Source organism: Schaedlerella arabinosiphila, from assembly GCF_003885045.1.
In the GTDB taxonomy this organism is placed as follows: domain Bacteria; phylum Bacillota; class Clostridia; order Lachnospirales; family Lachnospiraceae; genus Schaedlerella; species Schaedlerella arabinosiphila.
In genome coordinates this window covers 1,269,802-1,287,191 of sequence record NZ_RHJS01000002.1, presented here as the reverse complement: position 1 = coordinate 1,287,191, position 17,390 = coordinate 1,269,802, and the positions used below count along the sequence as shown (strand labels likewise).

General features: G+C 43.2%; 15 protein-coding genes. 1 reads left to right on the top strand and 14 read right to left on the bottom strand.

All coding sequences use genetic code 11. The annotated features are described in order from the left end of the window. Positions 1-93: 93 nt before the first annotated feature. The 9 genes from EBB54_RS06365 to EBB54_RS06325 all read right to left on the bottom strand — a co-directional run bounded on the left by EBB54_RS06365 (position 94) and on the right by EBB54_RS06325 (position 9,109). Positions 94-1,086 carry a sugar ABC transporter substrate-binding protein gene (locus tag EBB54_RS06365; RefSeq protein WP_125126803.1) on the bottom strand — a complete coding sequence of 331 codons (993 nt, stop codon included), beginning with the start codon at positions 1,084-1,086 and terminating at the stop codon, positions 94-96. A gap of 358 nt (positions 1,087-1,444) precedes the next feature. Then, entirely contained in the window at positions 1,445-3,136 is a 1,692-nt protein-coding gene (locus EBB54_RS06360; protein WP_125130627.1) for an AAA family ATPase, read from the bottom strand. A 278-nt stretch (positions 3,137-3,414) separates the two neighbouring features. Beyond that, positions 3,415-3,888, bottom strand: coding sequence for a hypothetical protein (locus EBB54_RS06355; protein WP_125126802.1), 474 nt, complete (start codon positions 3,886-3,888; stop codon positions 3,415-3,417). 326 nt (positions 3,889-4,214) lie between these two features. Then, a complete protein-coding gene (locus EBB54_RS06350; RefSeq protein ID WP_125126801.1) occupies positions 4,215-4,979 on the bottom strand; it encodes a hypothetical protein in 765 nt (254 codons plus the stop codon). 58 nt (positions 4,980-5,037) lie between these two features. After that, entirely contained in the window at positions 5,038-6,288 is a 1,251-nt protein-coding gene (locus EBB54_RS06345) for a M56 family metallopeptidase (RefSeq protein WP_243127870.1), read from the bottom strand. Further along, a complete protein-coding gene (locus EBB54_RS06340; protein WP_125126800.1) occupies positions 6,288-6,698 on the bottom strand; it encodes a BlaI/MecI/CopY family transcriptional regulator in 411 nt (136 codons plus the stop codon). Before EBB54_RS06340 ends, EBB54_RS06345 begins: the two co-directional genes overlap by 1 nt. Positions 6,699-6,908: 210 nt before the next feature. Next, positions 6,909-7,742 carry a radical SAM protein gene (locus EBB54_RS06335; RefSeq protein ID WP_125126799.1) on the bottom strand — a complete coding sequence of 278 codons (834 nt, stop codon included), beginning with the start codon at positions 7,740-7,742 and terminating at the stop codon, positions 6,909-6,911. Further along, positions 7,739-8,413: a DUF5680 domain-containing protein gene (locus tag EBB54_RS06330; protein WP_125126798.1), complete on the bottom strand. Its 675-nt coding sequence runs from the start codon at positions 8,411-8,413 to the stop codon at positions 7,739-7,741. The genes EBB54_RS06335 and EBB54_RS06330 overlap by 4 nt, the downstream gene beginning before the upstream one ends. 300 nt (positions 8,414-8,713) lie before the next feature. Continuing rightward, complete coding sequence (locus tag EBB54_RS06325; RefSeq protein WP_004068820.1) at positions 8,714-9,109, bottom strand: DUF2000 domain-containing protein; 396 nt, start codon at positions 9,107-9,109, stop codon at positions 8,714-8,716. Positions 9,110-9,220: 111 nt separating this feature from the next. On the opposite strand from EBB54_RS06325, the gene EBB54_RS06320 reads away from it, so the two are divergent. Further along, the gene (locus tag EBB54_RS06320) at positions 9,221-9,589 is read left to right on the top strand and encodes a helix-turn-helix domain-containing protein (protein WP_125126797.1); all 369 of its coding nucleotides are present in this window, start codon (positions 9,221-9,223) and stop codon (positions 9,587-9,589) included. Positions 9,590-9,658: 69 nt separating this feature from the next. On the opposite strand, the gene EBB54_RS06315 is transcribed toward EBB54_RS06320, so the two are convergent. The 5 genes from EBB54_RS06315 to EBB54_RS06295 all read right to left on the bottom strand — a co-directional run bounded on the left by EBB54_RS06315 (position 9,659) and on the right by EBB54_RS06295 (position 17,282). Then, positions 9,659-10,588: an AraC family transcriptional regulator gene (locus EBB54_RS06315; protein WP_016220564.1), complete on the bottom strand. Its 930-nt coding sequence runs from the start codon at positions 10,586-10,588 to the stop codon at positions 9,659-9,661. Positions 10,589-10,719: 131 nt separating this feature from the next. Then, positions 10,720-12,306: a hypothetical protein gene (locus EBB54_RS06310; RefSeq protein WP_125126796.1), complete on the bottom strand. Its 1,587-nt coding sequence runs from the start codon at positions 12,304-12,306 to the stop codon at positions 10,720-10,722. Next, the gene (locus tag EBB54_RS06305; RefSeq protein WP_125126795.1) at positions 12,290-13,015 is read right to left on the bottom strand and encodes an ABC transporter ATP-binding protein; all 726 of its coding nucleotides are present in this window, start codon (positions 13,013-13,015) and stop codon (positions 12,290-12,292) included. Before EBB54_RS06305 ends, EBB54_RS06310 begins: the two co-directional genes overlap by 17 nt. A gap of 58 nt (positions 13,016-13,073) precedes the next feature. Next, complete coding sequence (locus EBB54_RS06300) at positions 13,074-14,195, bottom strand: helix-turn-helix domain-containing protein (protein ID WP_125126794.1); 1,122 nt, start codon at positions 14,193-14,195, stop codon at positions 13,074-13,076. Between the two features lie 618 nt (positions 14,196-14,813). Further along, the gene (locus EBB54_RS06295; RefSeq protein ID WP_125126793.1) at positions 14,814-17,282 is read right to left on the bottom strand and encodes an NACHT domain-containing protein; all 2,469 of its coding nucleotides are present in this window, start codon (positions 17,280-17,282) and stop codon (positions 14,814-14,816) included. Positions 17,283-17,390: the final 108 nt, after the last annotated feature.

Sequence of the window (17,390 nt, the reverse complement as noted above, 5' to 3'; positions counted from 1 at the left end):
ATCTGAAAAGGGTGCCGCATCTTACAGCACCCTTAGTTCTTCATCCAACAGGCTTAATCATTGCAGTTCACGGCTGGCCGTGAATCGCAGCGCTTAATCTGCCTCCGATGGGAACTGATCTGCATTTTCCTCCCATATGATCTCCGTATCTACATTGACGATTTTTTCGACCGACTCGCCTTTAAAAAGCTTTTCCAATGCTTCTACACACATATTTCCCGTTCCCGGGCCTCCGATGGAAACCGTCGAAACCAGATCCCCTGCCTGGATACTTGCCACTGCGTTAGGATTTCCGTCAAAGCTTACCACTTTGGCATCCGAGCCGGCCTCCTTGACCGCCTGCACGGCACCGAGTCCCATCTCATCGCACAGCGCGAAGATCACATCAATGTCCGGATTGGCCTGCAGCATATTCGCCGCCGCGTTCATCCCCTTTTCACGCTCCCAGTCTCCTGCCTGACTTGCCACAACTTCAATACCAGGATGCTCCTCTTTTGCCTTGTCTACGAAGCCGCCCATTCTCTCTGTCGTATGGTCTGAGGGAAGTCCTTCCACGATGGCTGCTTTCAGTTCTTCTCCAAACTGTTCCGCAACAAAATCACACACTTTGCCGCCGGCCTCGTACTGGTCATATCTCACATAGCATGCAACATCCCCGCCGGCAAGTTCATTCTGCGTATTGAACATCACGACCGGAATGTCCGCTTCATTGGCTTTCTTTACGGCTGCAACGATGGCGTCGCTGTTGATCGCGCAGAGGATGATTCCGTCTACCTTCTGTGTGATCATGTCTTCCACGATCTGAACCTGTGACGCATAATCAGATTCTGATTCCGGAGCCAGTGTTTTCAATTCATAACCCAGCTTGTCGCATGCCTCCTGCGCACCGGATATCACAGACTTATAATACGGTGAGATCATTGCCGGAGGTACCAGCGCGACGGTTTTTTTCCCGCTCTCTGTCTGGGTGTCTTTGCTGCCGCCCTCTTCTCCGGATGCATTCCCTCCGTCAGAACTATTTCCCCCGCAAGCCGCCAGTGACAAAACCATACCTATTGCTAAGATAATCGCTAAAATTTTTTTCATGACTTTCCTCCTTTTCCATCAAAAATATATCAATTCATTTTAAATTGAATTTATCCTTATATTATTTGGTTTTTTAAAATATGAATCGATTCATTTTTCATGCTTTTATATTATCATACAGGATCATGGAATGCAAGCTATTTTTATATTTTCAACAATGGCGACAAAATTATGCATTGGTTTTTATGAAATATGCACAATGGAGACTGCCGGTGGTTTCGATGCGGTCCGGCAGAGAAAATGGAAAAGCCACAGACCTCTCTTTTAGAAATCTGTGGCTTTCCATACTATATTCTTAGATATACAGCAGATCCTCTTTGGCTTTTTGTCCATGATAACGAGTTACAAATTCAGCCGTTTATCTTTCTGCTAACATGACCTTACACCGCTTTTTATAACATGCAATTCCGTATTTTAAGATATGCTCTACCCCGTCGTCCTCCAGGTCATCTTCATATCTGGTATACGCGATCTGTTTTAATGCTTCCTTGCACGCCGCATCCAAATCTCCGTCATGCGCATATTTTACTTCTATGATAATTCCCATATCTCCGGTATCCGGTTCCGCGAGGATATCCGCATAGCCTTCGCCCATTTCCTGGTTAGACGAAATGCCCCATCGGTCTTTCACTCCCAGGATTCCAACTAAAACACCATGATAAAAGTTCTCTTTCATATCTTTTTTTATAAACGTATCCCGGATACTGATTGACCTTCTTAGATATTCAGTAAAAACTTTTTCTACAACCTCTGCATCTCCCTTCTGCAGGGCATTACAGAAGCGGTTCAGCGTATCCCCATCCTTCCGGACATTCTCTTTAAAGAATTCCATAATCTGTGTCACATAAATATCCCGGATCTCCAGATTTGGAATCGCCAGTTTCATCTGCCTTCCCTCTGCTTTTCCCCGCTGGGTCAGATAACCGGTGGTGAAAAGCAGACTCCAGATATTATCAATCGTCTGATAAATCTCCGGATACGTAAGTTCCTGATGGATTTCTTTTATAATGATTTCCCCTGCTACCAGACGTTCAATCTCCCGTTTTGTCGTAGCATTTGCCGATTCCTGGATAAACCGCTTCACTGCATCGTTACTGCTGGTGTTGATCCAGTAGTTTTCCGGCTGAACATTCGATTCGCTTCTGATTCTGTCACAATGATTCAGCACATCCCACGGACAATACACTTCCGCATTTCCAAACTGGTAGCCATCGTACCATCTTTTTACCTCATCATAATGATCCGCTGCATCATAATACTCAAGAAGGCCCCTCACTTCTTTATCTGTAAAACCAAAATATTCATCAAAACGCTCATCTGCAATCGTCAATACTTTCAGATTATTAAGCCCGGTAAAGATACTCTCCTTAGAAATCCGAAGACATCCTGTCAGAACCGCTAATTTCAAACTGTTGTTTGTTTTGAGTGCCTCTCCAAGTAGATTACGAATCAATGAAATCATCTGGTCATAATATCCATTCGCATGAGCCTTTGCCAAAGGGACGTCATATTCATCAATTAGCAGAATGACCTTTGCGCCATGATGCTTCTCCAACAATTCCGATAGGACTCTCAGGCTATTACAAAATACCGCTTCCGACATATTATCATCCAGAAGTTTACAGTATTCCGCTTTGTCCTGTTCACTTAAGGCATCACTCTCCAAAAGGTATTGTACTTTTGCGGGAACTCTCTTCATAATCTGAACTGCCATTTCAAATGCCATTTCATAGTTCCGTGCGTCAATCCCTTTCAAGGAAATCGAAAGAACTGGATACTTCCCCATATATTCTTCACAAAGCGAAGCCTCTTTTGAAATTTCCAGCCCATCAAAGATACTCTTATCCCCATTCAATGAGAAAAAGTGTTCCAGCATACTCATATTCAACGATTTTCCGAATCTTCTCGGGCGGGTAAAAAGATTTACCGCCCCCCAATTATGAAGTAAGTCAGCAATAAGTCCCGTTTTATCCACATAGTAAAAATCTTCTTTCATCATATCTTCAAAATTTTCAATTCCTATCGGGAGTTTCTTCTTTCGCACATCCATTTCTTTCCACACTCCTTCCATCATTCATTAGCCGCTTTCCTTCTGCCTATTCGTTCGAATGCATTGTATAACAGCCTTTTTCTATATCCAAGATGAATAATCATCACCACTACGCAATCTATTATACTATGATTCTCGCCCAAACACAATTATGGTGTTAGTTATAAAATGGGTTCTAAAATGGGTCGATGGACATACTATTTCCGGTTGTTTGTGATCTCTTTGCGGGAAAGTGAAAAATCATCCCGTTCTTTCTGCAGCTTTTTTATTGTATTACTTTAATCAAGAGTATATTGTCTACGGTAGGCATGACTATCACGATAGGTATCTGTATCCTTCCGTTTAAGTTCTTGAATTACTCGATCGAGTTCTACCTGTATATCTTTTTTCTGTTCTTCTGCTGCCGAATTCAATTTCTGTTCTAATTGTTGTTGCTGTTGTTTCAATTGTTTTATCTCTCTCTCAACAGCAGACAGATCTAAGGTCGTCACCACAACGATGGGCTTTTCACCATTCCTTTCACTATTTTTATTATCTTCTTCGCTTTTATCAACATCCTCTATATTATCAAATGCATTAGAATCTTTGTCTTCGGGATGATTAAATCTGATCTGCGGTCTCCCGCTTTCATCTTTTTTCAATTCATAAATTCCGGCTGACTCTTCATTATCTTGATATTCTATTATGTCGTATCGCTTCTGCATTTGCGACAAACCAGCAGCTTTTTCCTGCTGCGTAGTATTTTCTACCACGTCTTCTTTCTAAGCAACTTGCTTATATAAAACGTTATTTATTAATGGATTTTCTGTAATATTTCTGGTCATATTCATCACTCCTGATTTTTCAGTAAGAATCACAGTGAAATACAGCTAAAAAGTTTCCACTTTGATTTATCAAATAGGAGTCAATCGGTTTCAATGATAAATTCATCCTCACACTCTCCCCCTTCCCTAAACTATTTTTGAAATCCAACCACCCCATCATATACTGCTCATAGATGCTTCCGCTTTGATGATAAGAACCTGTTTTTCGATCTGATGAATTTCCGAAAAAGTCATTCCAATAAGATCCGCTGTTCTTATATCTGTAAATCCAGATTCGCGCCAACCTGCGGCTGATCTTTTATGGTGGTTTTGCCCGCATCCTCTTCCTTGGTTGCTTCGATGATTGTTTTCATATCTGCGTCATTCAGATAAATCGTGCCGTCTTGGGAAGCAGACATTTTTTCTTCTAAGAGCTGCTCTGCTTTGTTATAGGCTGATCCATCCCCTGCCTTTTCCGCTTTCTTTTCTTCTAATGTTTCCGCTAATTTTTCCTTCCTTTCTGTTGCCTTTTCTTTTGTCTTTTCAAACAGTTTCTCAGAAATTTTCTTCCTTTCTTCCCGCATCTTAGCACTCATTTTTAACATACCATCGTTTCTGGTTTGCATTCTGCAATGATATTTTCCGTTCTCATCAATATAACTGTGCTGATACACTATAGTCCATCCAGTGGCTTTCGCCATGCCTTCTGCCAATCTAGACATAGACTCAACGCCTTTTATCATGTCTTTCATATCCTTCTCTTTTTCGGGATCATTCTGCATTTTTTTCAAAAGTTGGGGATTGACGGTCAGTGACTTGCCACTTTTGGCTGATGAGCAGACATTTCCAACCTTAAAATCTACGCTTGGAACAAGTTTGGCCAGTTCATTCGCATACTCTGCTGTCTTCTTGAATTTACTGTTTTCTGCCGTCTCCTGTGTTTTTTCTGTTTCCTTCTTTTTCGTGCTGCCTGCAGCAGAGTTTCCCGCCATACCCTGCGCTACATAACTTCTGTAATTGTTTGTAATCTCCATTGCCATAATTTTTTCCTCCTTGATAATAAATTTATTTGAAAACCATTTCAACTGTACAGTTGGCCTATAATATTTCAAGCAACTCATAATACCAGTAATTCCTTATACTTTCATAGGGAATTTGTATTATCCTGTCTTTTGAACTGCTTTCATAAATACAGGATTCCGCTATGCCAGCCAAACCCGGAAGTTTATAAAATCCGCCGAAGACAATCCAAATTTCTCCTTCTGCATTGTTTTCTTCTAAAAAATCCTCAAAGGCCTGCCTTTCAACATAAACGTATCTGTCATCATACGAAATCATCTGGCTTAATTCCTCGGTATCATAAGAAATAACTTGAGGTTCCCCGTCATAATTTCCAACTAGAATGTCCCTGCTTTCATTGCAGCGGGCATAGGAATGTGTATGTACCGCCAACAGCATGGCCGCAATCATCAGAAAAGCTGTGGCTAACATGCCTACGCACAGTTTTTTCCGGTATGGACGGAAACTGGCAATTTCGCCCATCCTCCTTTTCATGTCTGCAAATTCCCTTTCCCCCGCATAGGTGACGGCAGGCGCCGTACCCTCCGATTTTGAACTCAGCAGTTTCAGGGTTTTCAGCAGCACCATGCCATATTCATGAGCCGTCCTTCTGCTGCTTTGTATGCACACCCTGTCGCAGATATCCTCCATATCTGCACGGAAATGTTTCTGGAAAACTGTCAGTAATGGGTTGATCCACAGGAGGCATCTGAGCATATCCCATGCAAAGCCAAACCATAAATGCCCTAACCGGATATGCGTCTGCTCATGCTGTATAACAGACTTAAGCTCATCTTTGCTGTAACTGTCCGCCATCACTTTCGGCAGGACGATTTTCGGCTTTAACAGCCCGACGGTAAATGGCGTGATATTCATGTCTGTAACATAGATACGGACATTTTCAAACATAACTTTTTCCATTCCGGAAACAATTCTTTGAAGACGTATCCGTTTTCCAAATATACAGATGGCAGTCACCAGAATGCCTGCCATATAAATGCGGTCACCCCACAGCCATGAAGCCGTTACTGCCGTAATCCTCCATGTTGCTTTTAGTACGGCGGCATTTTCATAAAACATCTTCAATCTTCCAAGAAACGGGATGACCAGGAACAATGCCCACGACATTCCCCTTAAAAAAGTCCGTTCCGAAAAAAATATCTTCCGGAGCAGCATCACAAGCCCGATCAGCACGAAGGAAAATGCCGCACACCGCACAAGCTGGGTAGTGTAATAAGCCGTGCAAAAATTTATAAGGCTGGCTAATTGTCTCCAGTCGGGCATGGCCATCACTTTTTATCCAAGGATTCCGCATTCTGCCCCTTGCTTTTCTCCAGAATCTCCTTCAGTTCCTTTATCTGCTCATCTGTCAATGCGAAGCTCTGCAGCAGTGCCGCCATCGCATTTGTCCCGCTGCCGGAAAAATAGCTGTCCACAAACTTCCTGCTTTTCTCCTTCACGCATTCCTCCTTCTGCTTCAGCACATAGTAGTGGTAAACCCTCGAATCATGCTCATCCACGGTGTATCCGAGGATATCCTTCTGGTTCAGGCGGTTCATCAGCACCCGCACCATCCTCATCGACATATCCACATTCCCCTGCATCCTCTTGTAGACCTCAGAGGATGTCAGCGGCGTATCGCTTGCCCATAGAACTTCCATGATCTGCCATTCGCTCGGTGTAATCTCTTCCTTTGCCATATCTCTGCCTTCCTTTCATTTTATTTCGACACTTTATATATCGGTCAATTATCGTTAATCATTAAGAGCCATTGACGTTTTTATATGATATGGGTATGGACAGATCATAGTTAAGCACTTCCCCTCTTTCCAAGTAATTTCCGGCCTGCCTACAGAAATAACAGACCGCCGCATATAGAGAATAAGTCCACAGCGGCGGTCACTACCCGGTTATTTTGGTTTCAATTTTGCTTCTACCAACTCCTTATGGTAAAAATAATTTATATGTTTTATTGAATGTTCAACGCAATATTCCTCAATCTCAACAGAAAGATTGTTCCAGAACCCCATGTTCCCTTTTACATATATTTCATCATATAATTCCACTAATTGTGGGTAGGCATTTTTTATGTAGCTGAGGATATCCTGTTTATAACTCCCACGCAGGTTCAGATTTTCAAACCAGTATTCATCCACGAATCTGTGTATTTTTACTATTATTTCCTTATAATCTGTTATGCCCGGAAAGATGGGCGACATGAACAAAACGGTATATATGCCGTTCTCATGCAATGTTTCTATCGTTTCAAGCCGTTTTCCGATGCTGCTGGCACGATCCATATCACTTTTAAACTGCTCATCCAATGTATTGACCGAAACCGAAACTTTCAGATTTTTACACTGTTTCAGTAAATCAATGTCCCTTAAAATCAGTTGGGATTTCGTTGAGATATTCAGTTCACAATCTATGGAAATCAATTGCTCCAATATCTTCCGTGTATTTTCGTATTTTTCCTCAAATGGGTTGTAACAGTCCGTTACAGATGACAGGAATACCGACTTTCCCTGCAGTTTCTTTTTGCTTATCGGCTTGTCACACCGCTTAATGTCAATAAAACTCCCCCATGCCTCGCTATGGTTCGTAAACCGCTTCATAAAGCAGGCATAACAGTACCTGCACCCATGAGGGCAGCCTACATAAGGGTTTATCACATAATCGCTTGCCGGAAGATTTGATTTTGTAACCAGATCTTTTACTACTACTTCTTTTTCTACCATGTTCATAAGATAGTCCCTCCGTGGAACATACAGGCGTATACCTTTTTCTGCCTACAATATATCCGTTCCTCTCCTGAAAAACATTCAAAATCACCCTGCACTTGGCACTGGTACATATAATCGCCTTTCTGATAGAATTCCGGCCCTCGGAACGGCATGGAAACCGACACATGGGAAAGCGCTTCTTTCAAAAATATAATATCAAAATTCTCATCCAGGCTCTCCCCGTAATAATTCATAGCCCACACTGCATGATTCCTTATCCAGACACGTTCCCCGCCTATGAATTTCTGCCCGCCAAGGTAAGTATCCATATACAGGTAATCACCATCTTCATAACGGAAATCGTGGGAGCCAGGCTGTGACGGCATGATTTCATTTTCATCCGTGATATATGTGTTATTTTTTGCCCTGACTAAAAAAATCCTGATATCCTGCATAGGATATTTATGTTCATAAAAGAGGCTGATTGTACAGATATCATTTTCCTTCACAAGCCTGTCTATGGAGACTTTAAAAATCTCACTAAGCTGTATAAGGTTCTGAATATCCGGAAAAGACTGTCCATTCTCCCATTTTGTTATAGACTGTCTTGATATATCCAGCCTGTTAGCAAGTTCTTCCTGTGACAGTTTCATATTTGTTCTTAGTAATTGCAATTTTTCTTTAAATTCCATTCTGACATCCTCCAGACATTCATTATACTTTAGCGTTTTTCCATAATCAATCCACCTATGTGTTCCAATCCGGCAACTGTTGGTTGCTTTCCAAAAAACAATTGTTCACTCTCTCTAAATTGAAAGGGACGGCTGCCCCGAAAGGCGGCACAAACGCAAACCGCCGTGTAAGCATATTACCTCTTATTTCCCCGCTTTCCAACTAATTTCCCTTATCAGGCCGCCCGGCCTGCCTTCTGAAAAGGCAGACCGCCGCATATGGCGGTTAGCCATCTGCGGCGGTTAGCTTTTGTATATCCTTTATCTCAGCAGCGCCATACTTCCTGTCAATTTGTTTACTTTCTTTTTTGTCCCGCAGATAGCAATCCCATAATAATTCAGTTCCGTTTCTGAAACATCCTTCATCTTTTCAATAAACTCATCATAGGTCTTACACCCCTGCGCAAGGTCTGAAAAATCCACCACCGTCAAGTCCGAAAACTCCGGCTCATACAGCTTTTCACGGATAGACTTGATCACCTCCACATTTCCCTTTAAGATTGGTACCGGAAACTCTATAATCCCCAAATGCCCGTTTCCTGTCCTGTCATACACATCCGCACCTACGACCTCCGGCATCTGCTTCCCCAGCGTGATGCCCATGATTGCCGCCGTGTTCGCTATGATGCCAAGCGGCAGGTTCCCATCAATCACCATGACACATTTTTCATTAACATAAGAATGATTAACTTTATAATTTTATTATAATATAGTTTTACAAAGGTTACAATGTACAGAAATACTTATATCAAAGGAGTACCCCCATCCATGGAGCTTAATTTTAAAGCCATAGGTAAGAGAATCAAAATAGCAAGACTTAAAACCGATCTGACTCAGGAAATTATGGCAGAAAAGATAGGAGTTACACCTCAGCATGTCAGCAATATTGAAACCGGTAATTCCAGCGTCAGCCTGACAACGCTTATTGCTATAGCAAATCTTCTAAAAGTGTCGGTCGATGAGTTGATATGTGATACGGTATTGAAAACTAAATATGTATTTAGCAAAGAAGCAAATGAAATCTTTAGAGATTGTAATGAATATGAGATACGCGTTTTGGTAGAAATACTGAAAGCGGCGAAATATTCCATGCGTGATGTGAAAATGTTTGAGGCCAGAATAAAAAATAATGAATAAAATCGAAACAAAGCCGGCAGTAGGGAACTCCCTGCCTGCCGGCTTTGCTTATACCTCATCTTCCCAAATTTATTTTTCCTTTTCAGGCAGCAACGGTTTCACCCAGATTTCCATATACGCCATATCTTCTGCATCCCGGAAATACTTTTCTACCGAAAATGGTTCTGTAGTGAGGTTGTGCCGAGGCAGCCATGTGCTGAATAGATATTTGTTTGCCTGGTCAAGCTTCACCGTTACCAAGTCTTCAAAATTCTCCGCCTCGATTCTGCTGACAATATATTTGCCCGGCAGAAGTTCCTGCTTTACGAATCCCTCCGGCAGCTGCTCCGGCATTTTCTGGATCATTCCGCCCGCAAAATAATTGAACACCCCTTGTGCGAAATTTCCCATATGGGACATCCCTATTTCCACCCTGCCGTTGAGATTCGCTGCAAGCAGTTCTTTTTTCGCATGATACTGTTTCCAAAGCTGTCCTGGCACATCTATGCCGGTGCTTTCACCGACGGGTATTTGTCTGGAAATTTCAACTTCTGCTTCAAAGCCAAGATAAATTTCCGGTTTTTCCAACGTCTTTCTTTGGATCTCCAGGACGATACCGCCCACCACCAGCGGAACCCCTTCGTCCACCAGTACATAATTCATAGAAATTTCCGGCTTTTCAAAAGTATTAAGCATCGGTAAGGTCTTCCTGTATTCCTCCGGCGTAATCCCATATGTCTCCTTGAAAGCCCTAGTAAAATTTGCATGGCTTGAAAAGCCGTAGTCCAAAGCAATATCCAGAATCCTTCGGTCCGTATCCTTTAACCCCTCAACCACTTTTGCCAAACGGCGGAGTTTCGCATACTCCTGGACCGGTTTTCTGACCAGACGTTTAAACAGACGCTGATAATAAAATTGGGACAAGCCAACCATATCGGCAAGCTCCTCTGTAGAGATTTCTCCTGATAAATGTTCCTCGATATAATTCAATGACTGGTCTATAGTTTCCCATGCGTGCATTGCGGCACCTCCTTTATTTGATGCTCAAATCATACCACACTGTTTTTTATCAGGCTTTTCACCCTATGCCCTTTTTCATCACAGCTCCCATATTCAATATTGCATGATGTCAGATATCAGTCCTGTTCTGCTCAAAGTTCCCGCAAATCTATGCGGTTATTCTTTCGATACATCAGACATGTTATCCCCAGAAGCAGCACACACAGAACAGCCCGATATCCCCCGGAATATCCTTCCGGAACCAGACAGGCGCCCGCGCCGCCAAGGATTGCAAGGACAGCCCCGCCCATGCCGCCAAGTACGGCTGAAGCGCTCTGTTTGACCACGCTTACCTCATTCTCCCAATCCAGAACCGGGAAATGCAGATTAACGGTAATCCCGTATACACAGGCAAACAGCAGGATCACCGCCGGAATCACCATCATCCAGAAGCTATCCTGTAATCCCGGCTTTAATGCAAGGATCAGGAAAACCTCCGACACAAGGTAAAAAGGCAGAATCAGGATCAGATTCATCAAAAGCTTTGCGTCCAGGACTGTCCGTGCCGGCAGCGGCAGGCTTTTGGCAAGCCACCACTCCTTCCCTTCCATGGAAACAGATGTGGCTGCAGTTGTCATCATACAAAAAGTGCCTGCCAGCAGAAACGGTGCGATTACTGCCAGATCAACCGGAACCGGCAGGAGCTCTTTCACCCTCGCCGGGCCTGTAAAAAGAAGCGCCCCCGATATGACACAGCCCATAAGCGGTCCGATGATCGTATTGGATACATAAATACTCGATGAGAAATACCGTCGGAATTCCTTCCTGCACAGGGAAACCAACGCCGAGTCTGCTTTCAAATCTCCCATCTGATAATCATGCCTTGCCGCCGTTGTATACAGATTCCGGCAGATGGACTGAAAACAGGCGGATACGGCCGCCGCCGCCGCGGCAAATACAGACAGAAATAAACCTGTATACATCAGGCACCGGCTGATTTCCCCATTTACAATCGCCGTCCCAAGCAGCACAGCCGGAGGATAGAATCTCTCAAGCATAGCCGAAATCATTCCGGACAGTTCCTCCATAATCTCCAGACTTTCCATCCCTTCCACTGACGTAAGACGCGAAGAACCATACATAATGGCAAAAACAAATACTATCGTAAGCGTTGACGCTACCAGGCTTTTATGCCGCATCCTGGAAGAAATTCCCGTAACCAGAGCCCCAATAAGGATCGCCACTGTCATTGGCAGTAACGGCACTGACCATATCCCAAGAAACGCACACAGATAGAATGACACATCCGGCCTCATCTGCCATGCATACACTGCAATCCCCGGAAGCAGTACCAGGGCAGCCATCAGCAGATTTTCCGTATACATGCGCAAAAACCGTCCAAGCACTACTGCGCCTTTCCTTACAGGCAGGGATACTACCATATCATATCCCTGTCTCCGGAAAATGATGCTTCCCGCCTTTAAGATTCCAAATACAAAAATGAGCATGCTGGATATGGCGATGACATAAGCCGGAACATCTTCTCCTGCTCCAATCTCCACCAGTCCCCAGGAAAGGCCGCCCACATAAAATAGCAGCATAATAATCAGGAGTATCCAGAGGACAGAAAGCATTACGGCCCTCTTCTTTTTACGCTTATCTTTCGTGAACCGTAAAATATTTATGCCAAGGAGATTACATAGCTCCAGCCTGGCCATAATCCTAATCTGCGCCAGCATTATTTACCACCTCCATAAAAATGGACTCCAGCGTATTGCCCTGCTTTACAACCTCCTCCATGGTGCCTTCGGCAATCAGGCGTCCCTCCTTGATCATCGCTACCTTGTTACAAAGCTTCTCAGCCACCTCCAGCACGTGGGTGGAAAAGAATATGGCGCCCCCACCGGCGCAAAGTTTCCTCATCCTCTCTTTCAGAATAACGGAAGCTTTCGGGTCAAGCCCCACAAAAGGCTCGTCCAAAACCAACAGCCTTGGTTCATGCAGCAGCGCAGATATAATAGCAAGCTTCTGTTTCATACCATGGGAATAAGAAGAAATCAGATCCCCAAAGGATTCCGTTATTTCAAATTCATCCCCGTACCTTTTGATCCGTTCCTTCCTCTCTTCTGCCGGAACCTTGAAAATATCGGCAATAAAGTTCAGATACTGGATGCCTGTCAGATACTCATACAGATCCGGATTATCCGGAATATATGCCGTCATCTGTTTGCACACAAGCGGATCATCATGAAGGCTGATTCCTCCGATCCGAATCTCTCCCGCATCATATCCATGGATCCCGGCAATGCATTTCAGCGTTGTTGTCTTCCCGGCTCCATTATGCCCGATGAATGCGCAGATATCACCCGGCATCACATGAAGGCTCAGATCCGTGACGCCCTTGCTGCCGCCCTTATAGTGTTTCGTCAAATGATTGATAATAAGCATTGTTTTCCTCCTGTTTTATGAGAGCAGTCTCTGTAGCTGCTTCGCATCTGCCAATCTTCTATGTGTCAGTTTTTGCAAAATGCTGCAGTATTTTCTGGAAATCAGCATTCTCTTTCAGAGCCTCAAAAGCCGGGTGGCTGAATGCTTCCTGCAGATTCTGAAAAACGAATTTCCTGCTTCTTGGAGCCATTTCTCCCAATGGAAGGGCTTCAATCCATGCGTCTAAACGGTCAAAATATTCATCTCCGTGGAGTACAACCCTCTCTGCCCGTAAGAGCCCGTCAACACATTTCTCAAAAAGGAAGAGGGCCTTCAGCGCTTCTTCCTCCTCCCCGACCGCTGCATACATGACTGCCGCCTGATAATGGAACTGTGCAGCAAGATTGGGATGGAGCTTCTCCAGCAGGTAGGCTTCCATTACATTTCTGATCCTGCATACTGTCTTTTTGCACCGCTCTATGTCATCCTGATATAAAGCCAGGGATATCGCGGCATCACTGACCAGGTTCAGAATATCCAGCCATTCCCTTGCCTGGATATAACCTCTTGCCTTCTCATGTTCCCCCGCCATCTGATATGCCTGGACCAGTATGGCTCCGTCCTGCCCTGCAAGACGGGCGGGGTCAGAAGAAGGCTCCAGCATAGTTATCGTTTCAGCCGCTTTCCCAAGCCATAAGCTGATGCCAGCCTTCAAAACCAAAGCATCACTGCATATGCTTACATCGCTGCAGCTTTCCAGAATATGGTCGCACCATGAAGCCGCCTCCTCCAAAAGCTGTTTTTGTTCCTCTTCTGACTCTGCCAGCATGTAATGATTCAGGTACAATACAGTAAGCTGCAGCAAAAAGGCATGGCAGGAATAGTACCTGTGGGCCAGAGTGCGGGTCTTTTCAATGGCCTCATGAAAAGGAAACCTGGCAAAATCCTTTACAAGCTCCGCATAGAAGCGGCGGATCTGCTCTTTGGAGAGCTGGGCTTTGTACCCGATCAGCTCGTCTATCGTTGTGCCAAAATAGGCAGAAAGTTCGAGCAGAAGCATAAGATCCGGTGTGCTTTGGGCATTTTCCCACTTGGATACTGCCGCCTTACTTACTCCGAGGAAGTCTGCAAGCTCCTCCTGGGTAATCCTCCGCTCGCGCCTTAGCCGGATAATATTGTCCGATAAATTTAGTCTGTCCATACTGTTATTGTTCTCCTTATCCTCTATTGTATTACCTCTTTTCTTCATTATAATAAAAAGGGGATTCCCTATCAATCGAACTGTATTCCACTTTTTCGCAAAAAGTCAACCGGGGAGAAACTTCTTCTTATTACTAAAAACGCTGGAGTAATTATTTTATGTTTGATGTGATGACAGAAATAAATTCACTAACAAAGATTGAATGAAGTAACTTTTTCATCTAGTATCCAACTAAAAGTAAATATATTTTGACAAAAAACAGAAGTGGAATTGTTGCACATTCATCCACTGATAAAGTACCTAATTCCACCTCTGAGTTTTTCATATATTGCAGTCTTGCATGCATATTGACTTTACCTCAAAAGCCTTTAGAGCAGAACTTACAATCCATCTCGCCTGACTTCACTCCCCGTATTCATCATCTGTTGAAAAATTCTCAATAAATCTACCAAAGTTGGTGCTTCCTTCTATCGTATTATCAGATGGCAGCTTTTCCTTTAAGGTTTAATAAGGATTGGATTAGTTCCGGGTCGGGCAAGGCGTCTATCCAGTCCCTCTTTGTAAATCCTAGCTCACTCAAATCTCCAACCTCCTGTTAAACTCGTTTTAAAATCTGACTCACTCTTTCACTCCGCCGTCCATCGAAGCCGATCCTTCATCCGCAGCCTGCAACAATTTCTTTAAATGTTCCATCTGTTCCTCATTTACATTAGAACAAAATCCATCTGGAAGAGTTGTTCCAGAGAGAATACAGTTGTCAAACTTACTACCCTTAATGTTTGCTCCTGCCAGACTTGAAAACCTAAAATCCGCATTCTCAAAATTACAGTTTACCAGCATCGCATTTGAGAAATCTGTACTTGCAAGAATCGTATCCGAGAAATCACAGCTCAAAAACTTTGAATGATTAAACATCCCATACCGTAAATCTGCCTTTTTCATATCAAACAAATTAAAATTGGCATATCCTGCAACCGGAATACTGTAATCTGACGTTATTGTTACAGGCGTCCTGATAAAAACAGGCTTGAACAAAAACGGCAGCCCCTCCATATCATTCATTTCTGAACCTGCATTAAAAAACCATTCCAACCGTTTCTTTCCCCTGACGGCATATGGTTCATAAATATGTCTGTATATCTGCACTATGCACCTTAATACATTTATATTTTCCTGAAACAGGCTGCGTTTCCCATCATACCGGTAATCATGAACCGCACCATGGAAGAACATCTTCTCAAAAAAATAACCTAAAAACTGGTACTTTAATTCCTGCCGGATAAATTCTTCTTCCTCGTTAGATAACATCTTATACAAAGATCTGTAATAGATAAACTCAGATACCTTATCACTGACATCTGAATCAGCAAACAGACGGCTGAAAGCACAGATAAATGCTTCAATGACCGTACTACGCTTCTGCTCATCCCTCATGCATTCTTCATCAAAAGACTGATAAATGGTTTCAAGCTCATAAAATATCTTTTCACACAGGAAGAAATCTCTTATATTATTGTGATAAAATTCAGCAACGCCTCTTTTACCATCATTTTTCCAATAATTACAAAGCGCATAACACCGTCTTACAATCTGCCCTGTCTGTTTTGATTCCAGCTGCAGGCCGCGTATGATTTCCCCGATATCATCCTGTGTTACATACAGCTTCTTATTCCCGGTCGCATACATTTTATAAGCAATCTCAGCGCCAACCCGATACAAAACATCCTTATACCTGCTAATCATATGTGTATAGGAATCCCTTGAAAACAGCTTGTTATACTCCGTGTTGCTCAGCTCCACAGAAAATATCTGATGGTATAAGACCCATGGATTATCCCATGCCTCATCCGTAATCTTCCCTGCCGCAAGCATATATAGAGCCAACGGGGTATCACAGATTCCATCCGAAGAATCGTCCTCAATCCCAAGGATCCGATCAAGCCGCGGAAATTCTTCCCGGTCACACACCTTCCGGTATTTTTCAATCCATTCCTCCCGCTTTCCCGCATTGAAATGCTTTAACAATACATAGGCGATGCCGGTGCCGATTCCCTCCTCTTTCAGTTTTAATACATCAATAAATTTGGGCCTCGTTGTTATGATAATATGGCTTTCCGAGAATCCTCTGATGATTTCACTCAAAATCTGCTCCGCAAAGTCCGTCATTCCGTCAATCATGCATAATTCATCAAATCCATCCAGAAATAAGACCGATTTCCCTGCCTTTTCTGCAAACACTTCATATGTCTCAAATCCCAGCTCTCCCAAAATGCCCTTAACCGGTGCTTCTATAAACTTTTTGCTCATAGTCAGATTCCTCAAACGGACACAAAACATTGCGCATCCGTCAAATATGCCGTTTTCGGATTCTTGCATGGCCTTCTCATTGCCGAAAGCAAGATGTGAAATCAAGCTGCTTTTTCCTACACCAGCATCACCTTCCATCACCATAACACGGTTTTTCCTATCCGCCGGAAACTCAGCCAGAAGCTTCTCAATATCTGGCCGACTTTCCCATAATCTCATGGAACTGCGGGGTGCAATATCATAATCCGGCCTGACATATGTATCCTTCAAAGTAATAGCCCTTTTGTCTTCTGCCTTATGCAGAAACAATACACTTCCGTAGCTTTTGACATAACCATAGTAATCCTGGTTACATTCTGACTTTTCTTTTCCCTCCAACATCCGGTATATATCATCACACACGATAGAGGCATGGAGACTTCGTAGTTCCGGATCATTCTTTACCAGCCTATCCATATGGCGGTAAATAAAATCCACTTCTTCCGGCGTAACGATACTGTCCGCCTTTTCACCATACTGGACAGGGGGAAATACATCCTTTCTTGGAAGGAAACCTTCCATCAACCACTGCGTATAAAACTCAATGTTTTTCTGCCATATAAATAGACTGCTATTACTGCATTGATACTCCTTTTCATATATCTCCTGTGCAGTCTCAATCACATTTGTAATCCTGTCCTGCAGGTTTTCTTTTGTAATATAGTCAAATATCCCCTGTATCCCATTTGTAACAAGACCAGTTACGATACTGCTGATATAACCATATATCTGTTCATTCATCTCTCGTTCCTCTTTTCAGGATGTTTTCTGCTGATTTGATATAAATGTTATCATGCAGGTATAGAAAAAGCAACTTTCATTGACATTAATCAAAAAAAGTGATAGTAT

Excerpts from the sequence above, each read along its gene's own strand:
- EBB54_RS06340 (WP_125126800.1), bottom strand. The coding sequence starts at position 6,698 with ATGGCAAAGGAAGAGATTACACCGAGCGAATGGCAGATCATGGAAGTT.
- EBB54_RS06315 (WP_016220564.1), bottom strand. The coding sequence starts at position 10,588 with ATGCACGCATGGGAAACTATAGACCAGTCATTGAATTATATCGAGGAA.
- EBB54_RS06325 (WP_004068820.1), bottom strand. The coding sequence starts at position 9,109 with ATGGTGATTGATGGGAACCTGCCGCTTGGCATCATAGCGAACACGGCG.
- EBB54_RS06345 (WP_243127870.1), bottom strand. The coding sequence starts at position 6,288 with ATGGCCATGCCCGACTGGAGACAATTAGCCAGCCTTATAAATTTTTGC.
- EBB54_RS06320 (WP_125126797.1), top strand. The coding sequence starts at position 9,221 with ATGGAGCTTAATTTTAAAGCCATAGGTAAGAGAATCAAAATAGCAAGA.
- EBB54_RS06295 (WP_125126793.1), bottom strand. The coding sequence starts at position 17,282 with ATGAATGAACAGATATATGGTTATATCAGCAGTATCGTAACTGGTCTT.
- EBB54_RS06335 (WP_125126799.1), bottom strand. The coding sequence starts at position 7,742 with ATGAACATGGTAGAAAAAGAAGTAGTAGTAAAAGATCTGGTTACAAAA.
- EBB54_RS06350 (WP_125126801.1), bottom strand. The coding sequence starts at position 4,979 with ATGGCAATGGAGATTACAAACAATTACAGAAGTTATGTAGCGCAGGGT.
- EBB54_RS06305 (WP_125126795.1), bottom strand. The coding sequence starts at position 13,015 with ATGCTTATTATCAATCATTTGACGAAACACTATAAGGGCGGCAGCAAG.
- EBB54_RS06330 (WP_125126798.1), bottom strand. The coding sequence starts at position 8,413 with ATGGAATTTAAAGAAAAATTGCAATTACTAAGAACAAATATGAAACTG.
- EBB54_RS06300 (WP_125126794.1), bottom strand. The coding sequence starts at position 14,195 with ATGGACAGACTAAATTTATCGGACAATATTATCCGGCTAAGGCGCGAG.
- EBB54_RS06365 (WP_125126803.1), bottom strand. The coding sequence starts at position 1,086 with ATGAAAAAAATTTTAGCGATTATCTTAGCAATAGGTATGGTTTTGTCA.
- EBB54_RS06310 (WP_125126796.1), bottom strand. The coding sequence starts at position 12,306 with ATGCTGGCGCAGATTAGGATTATGGCCAGGCTGGAGCTATGTAATCTC.
- EBB54_RS06360 (WP_125130627.1), bottom strand. The coding sequence starts at position 3,136 with ATGGATGTGCGAAAGAAGAAACTCCCGATAGGAATTGAAAATTTTGAA.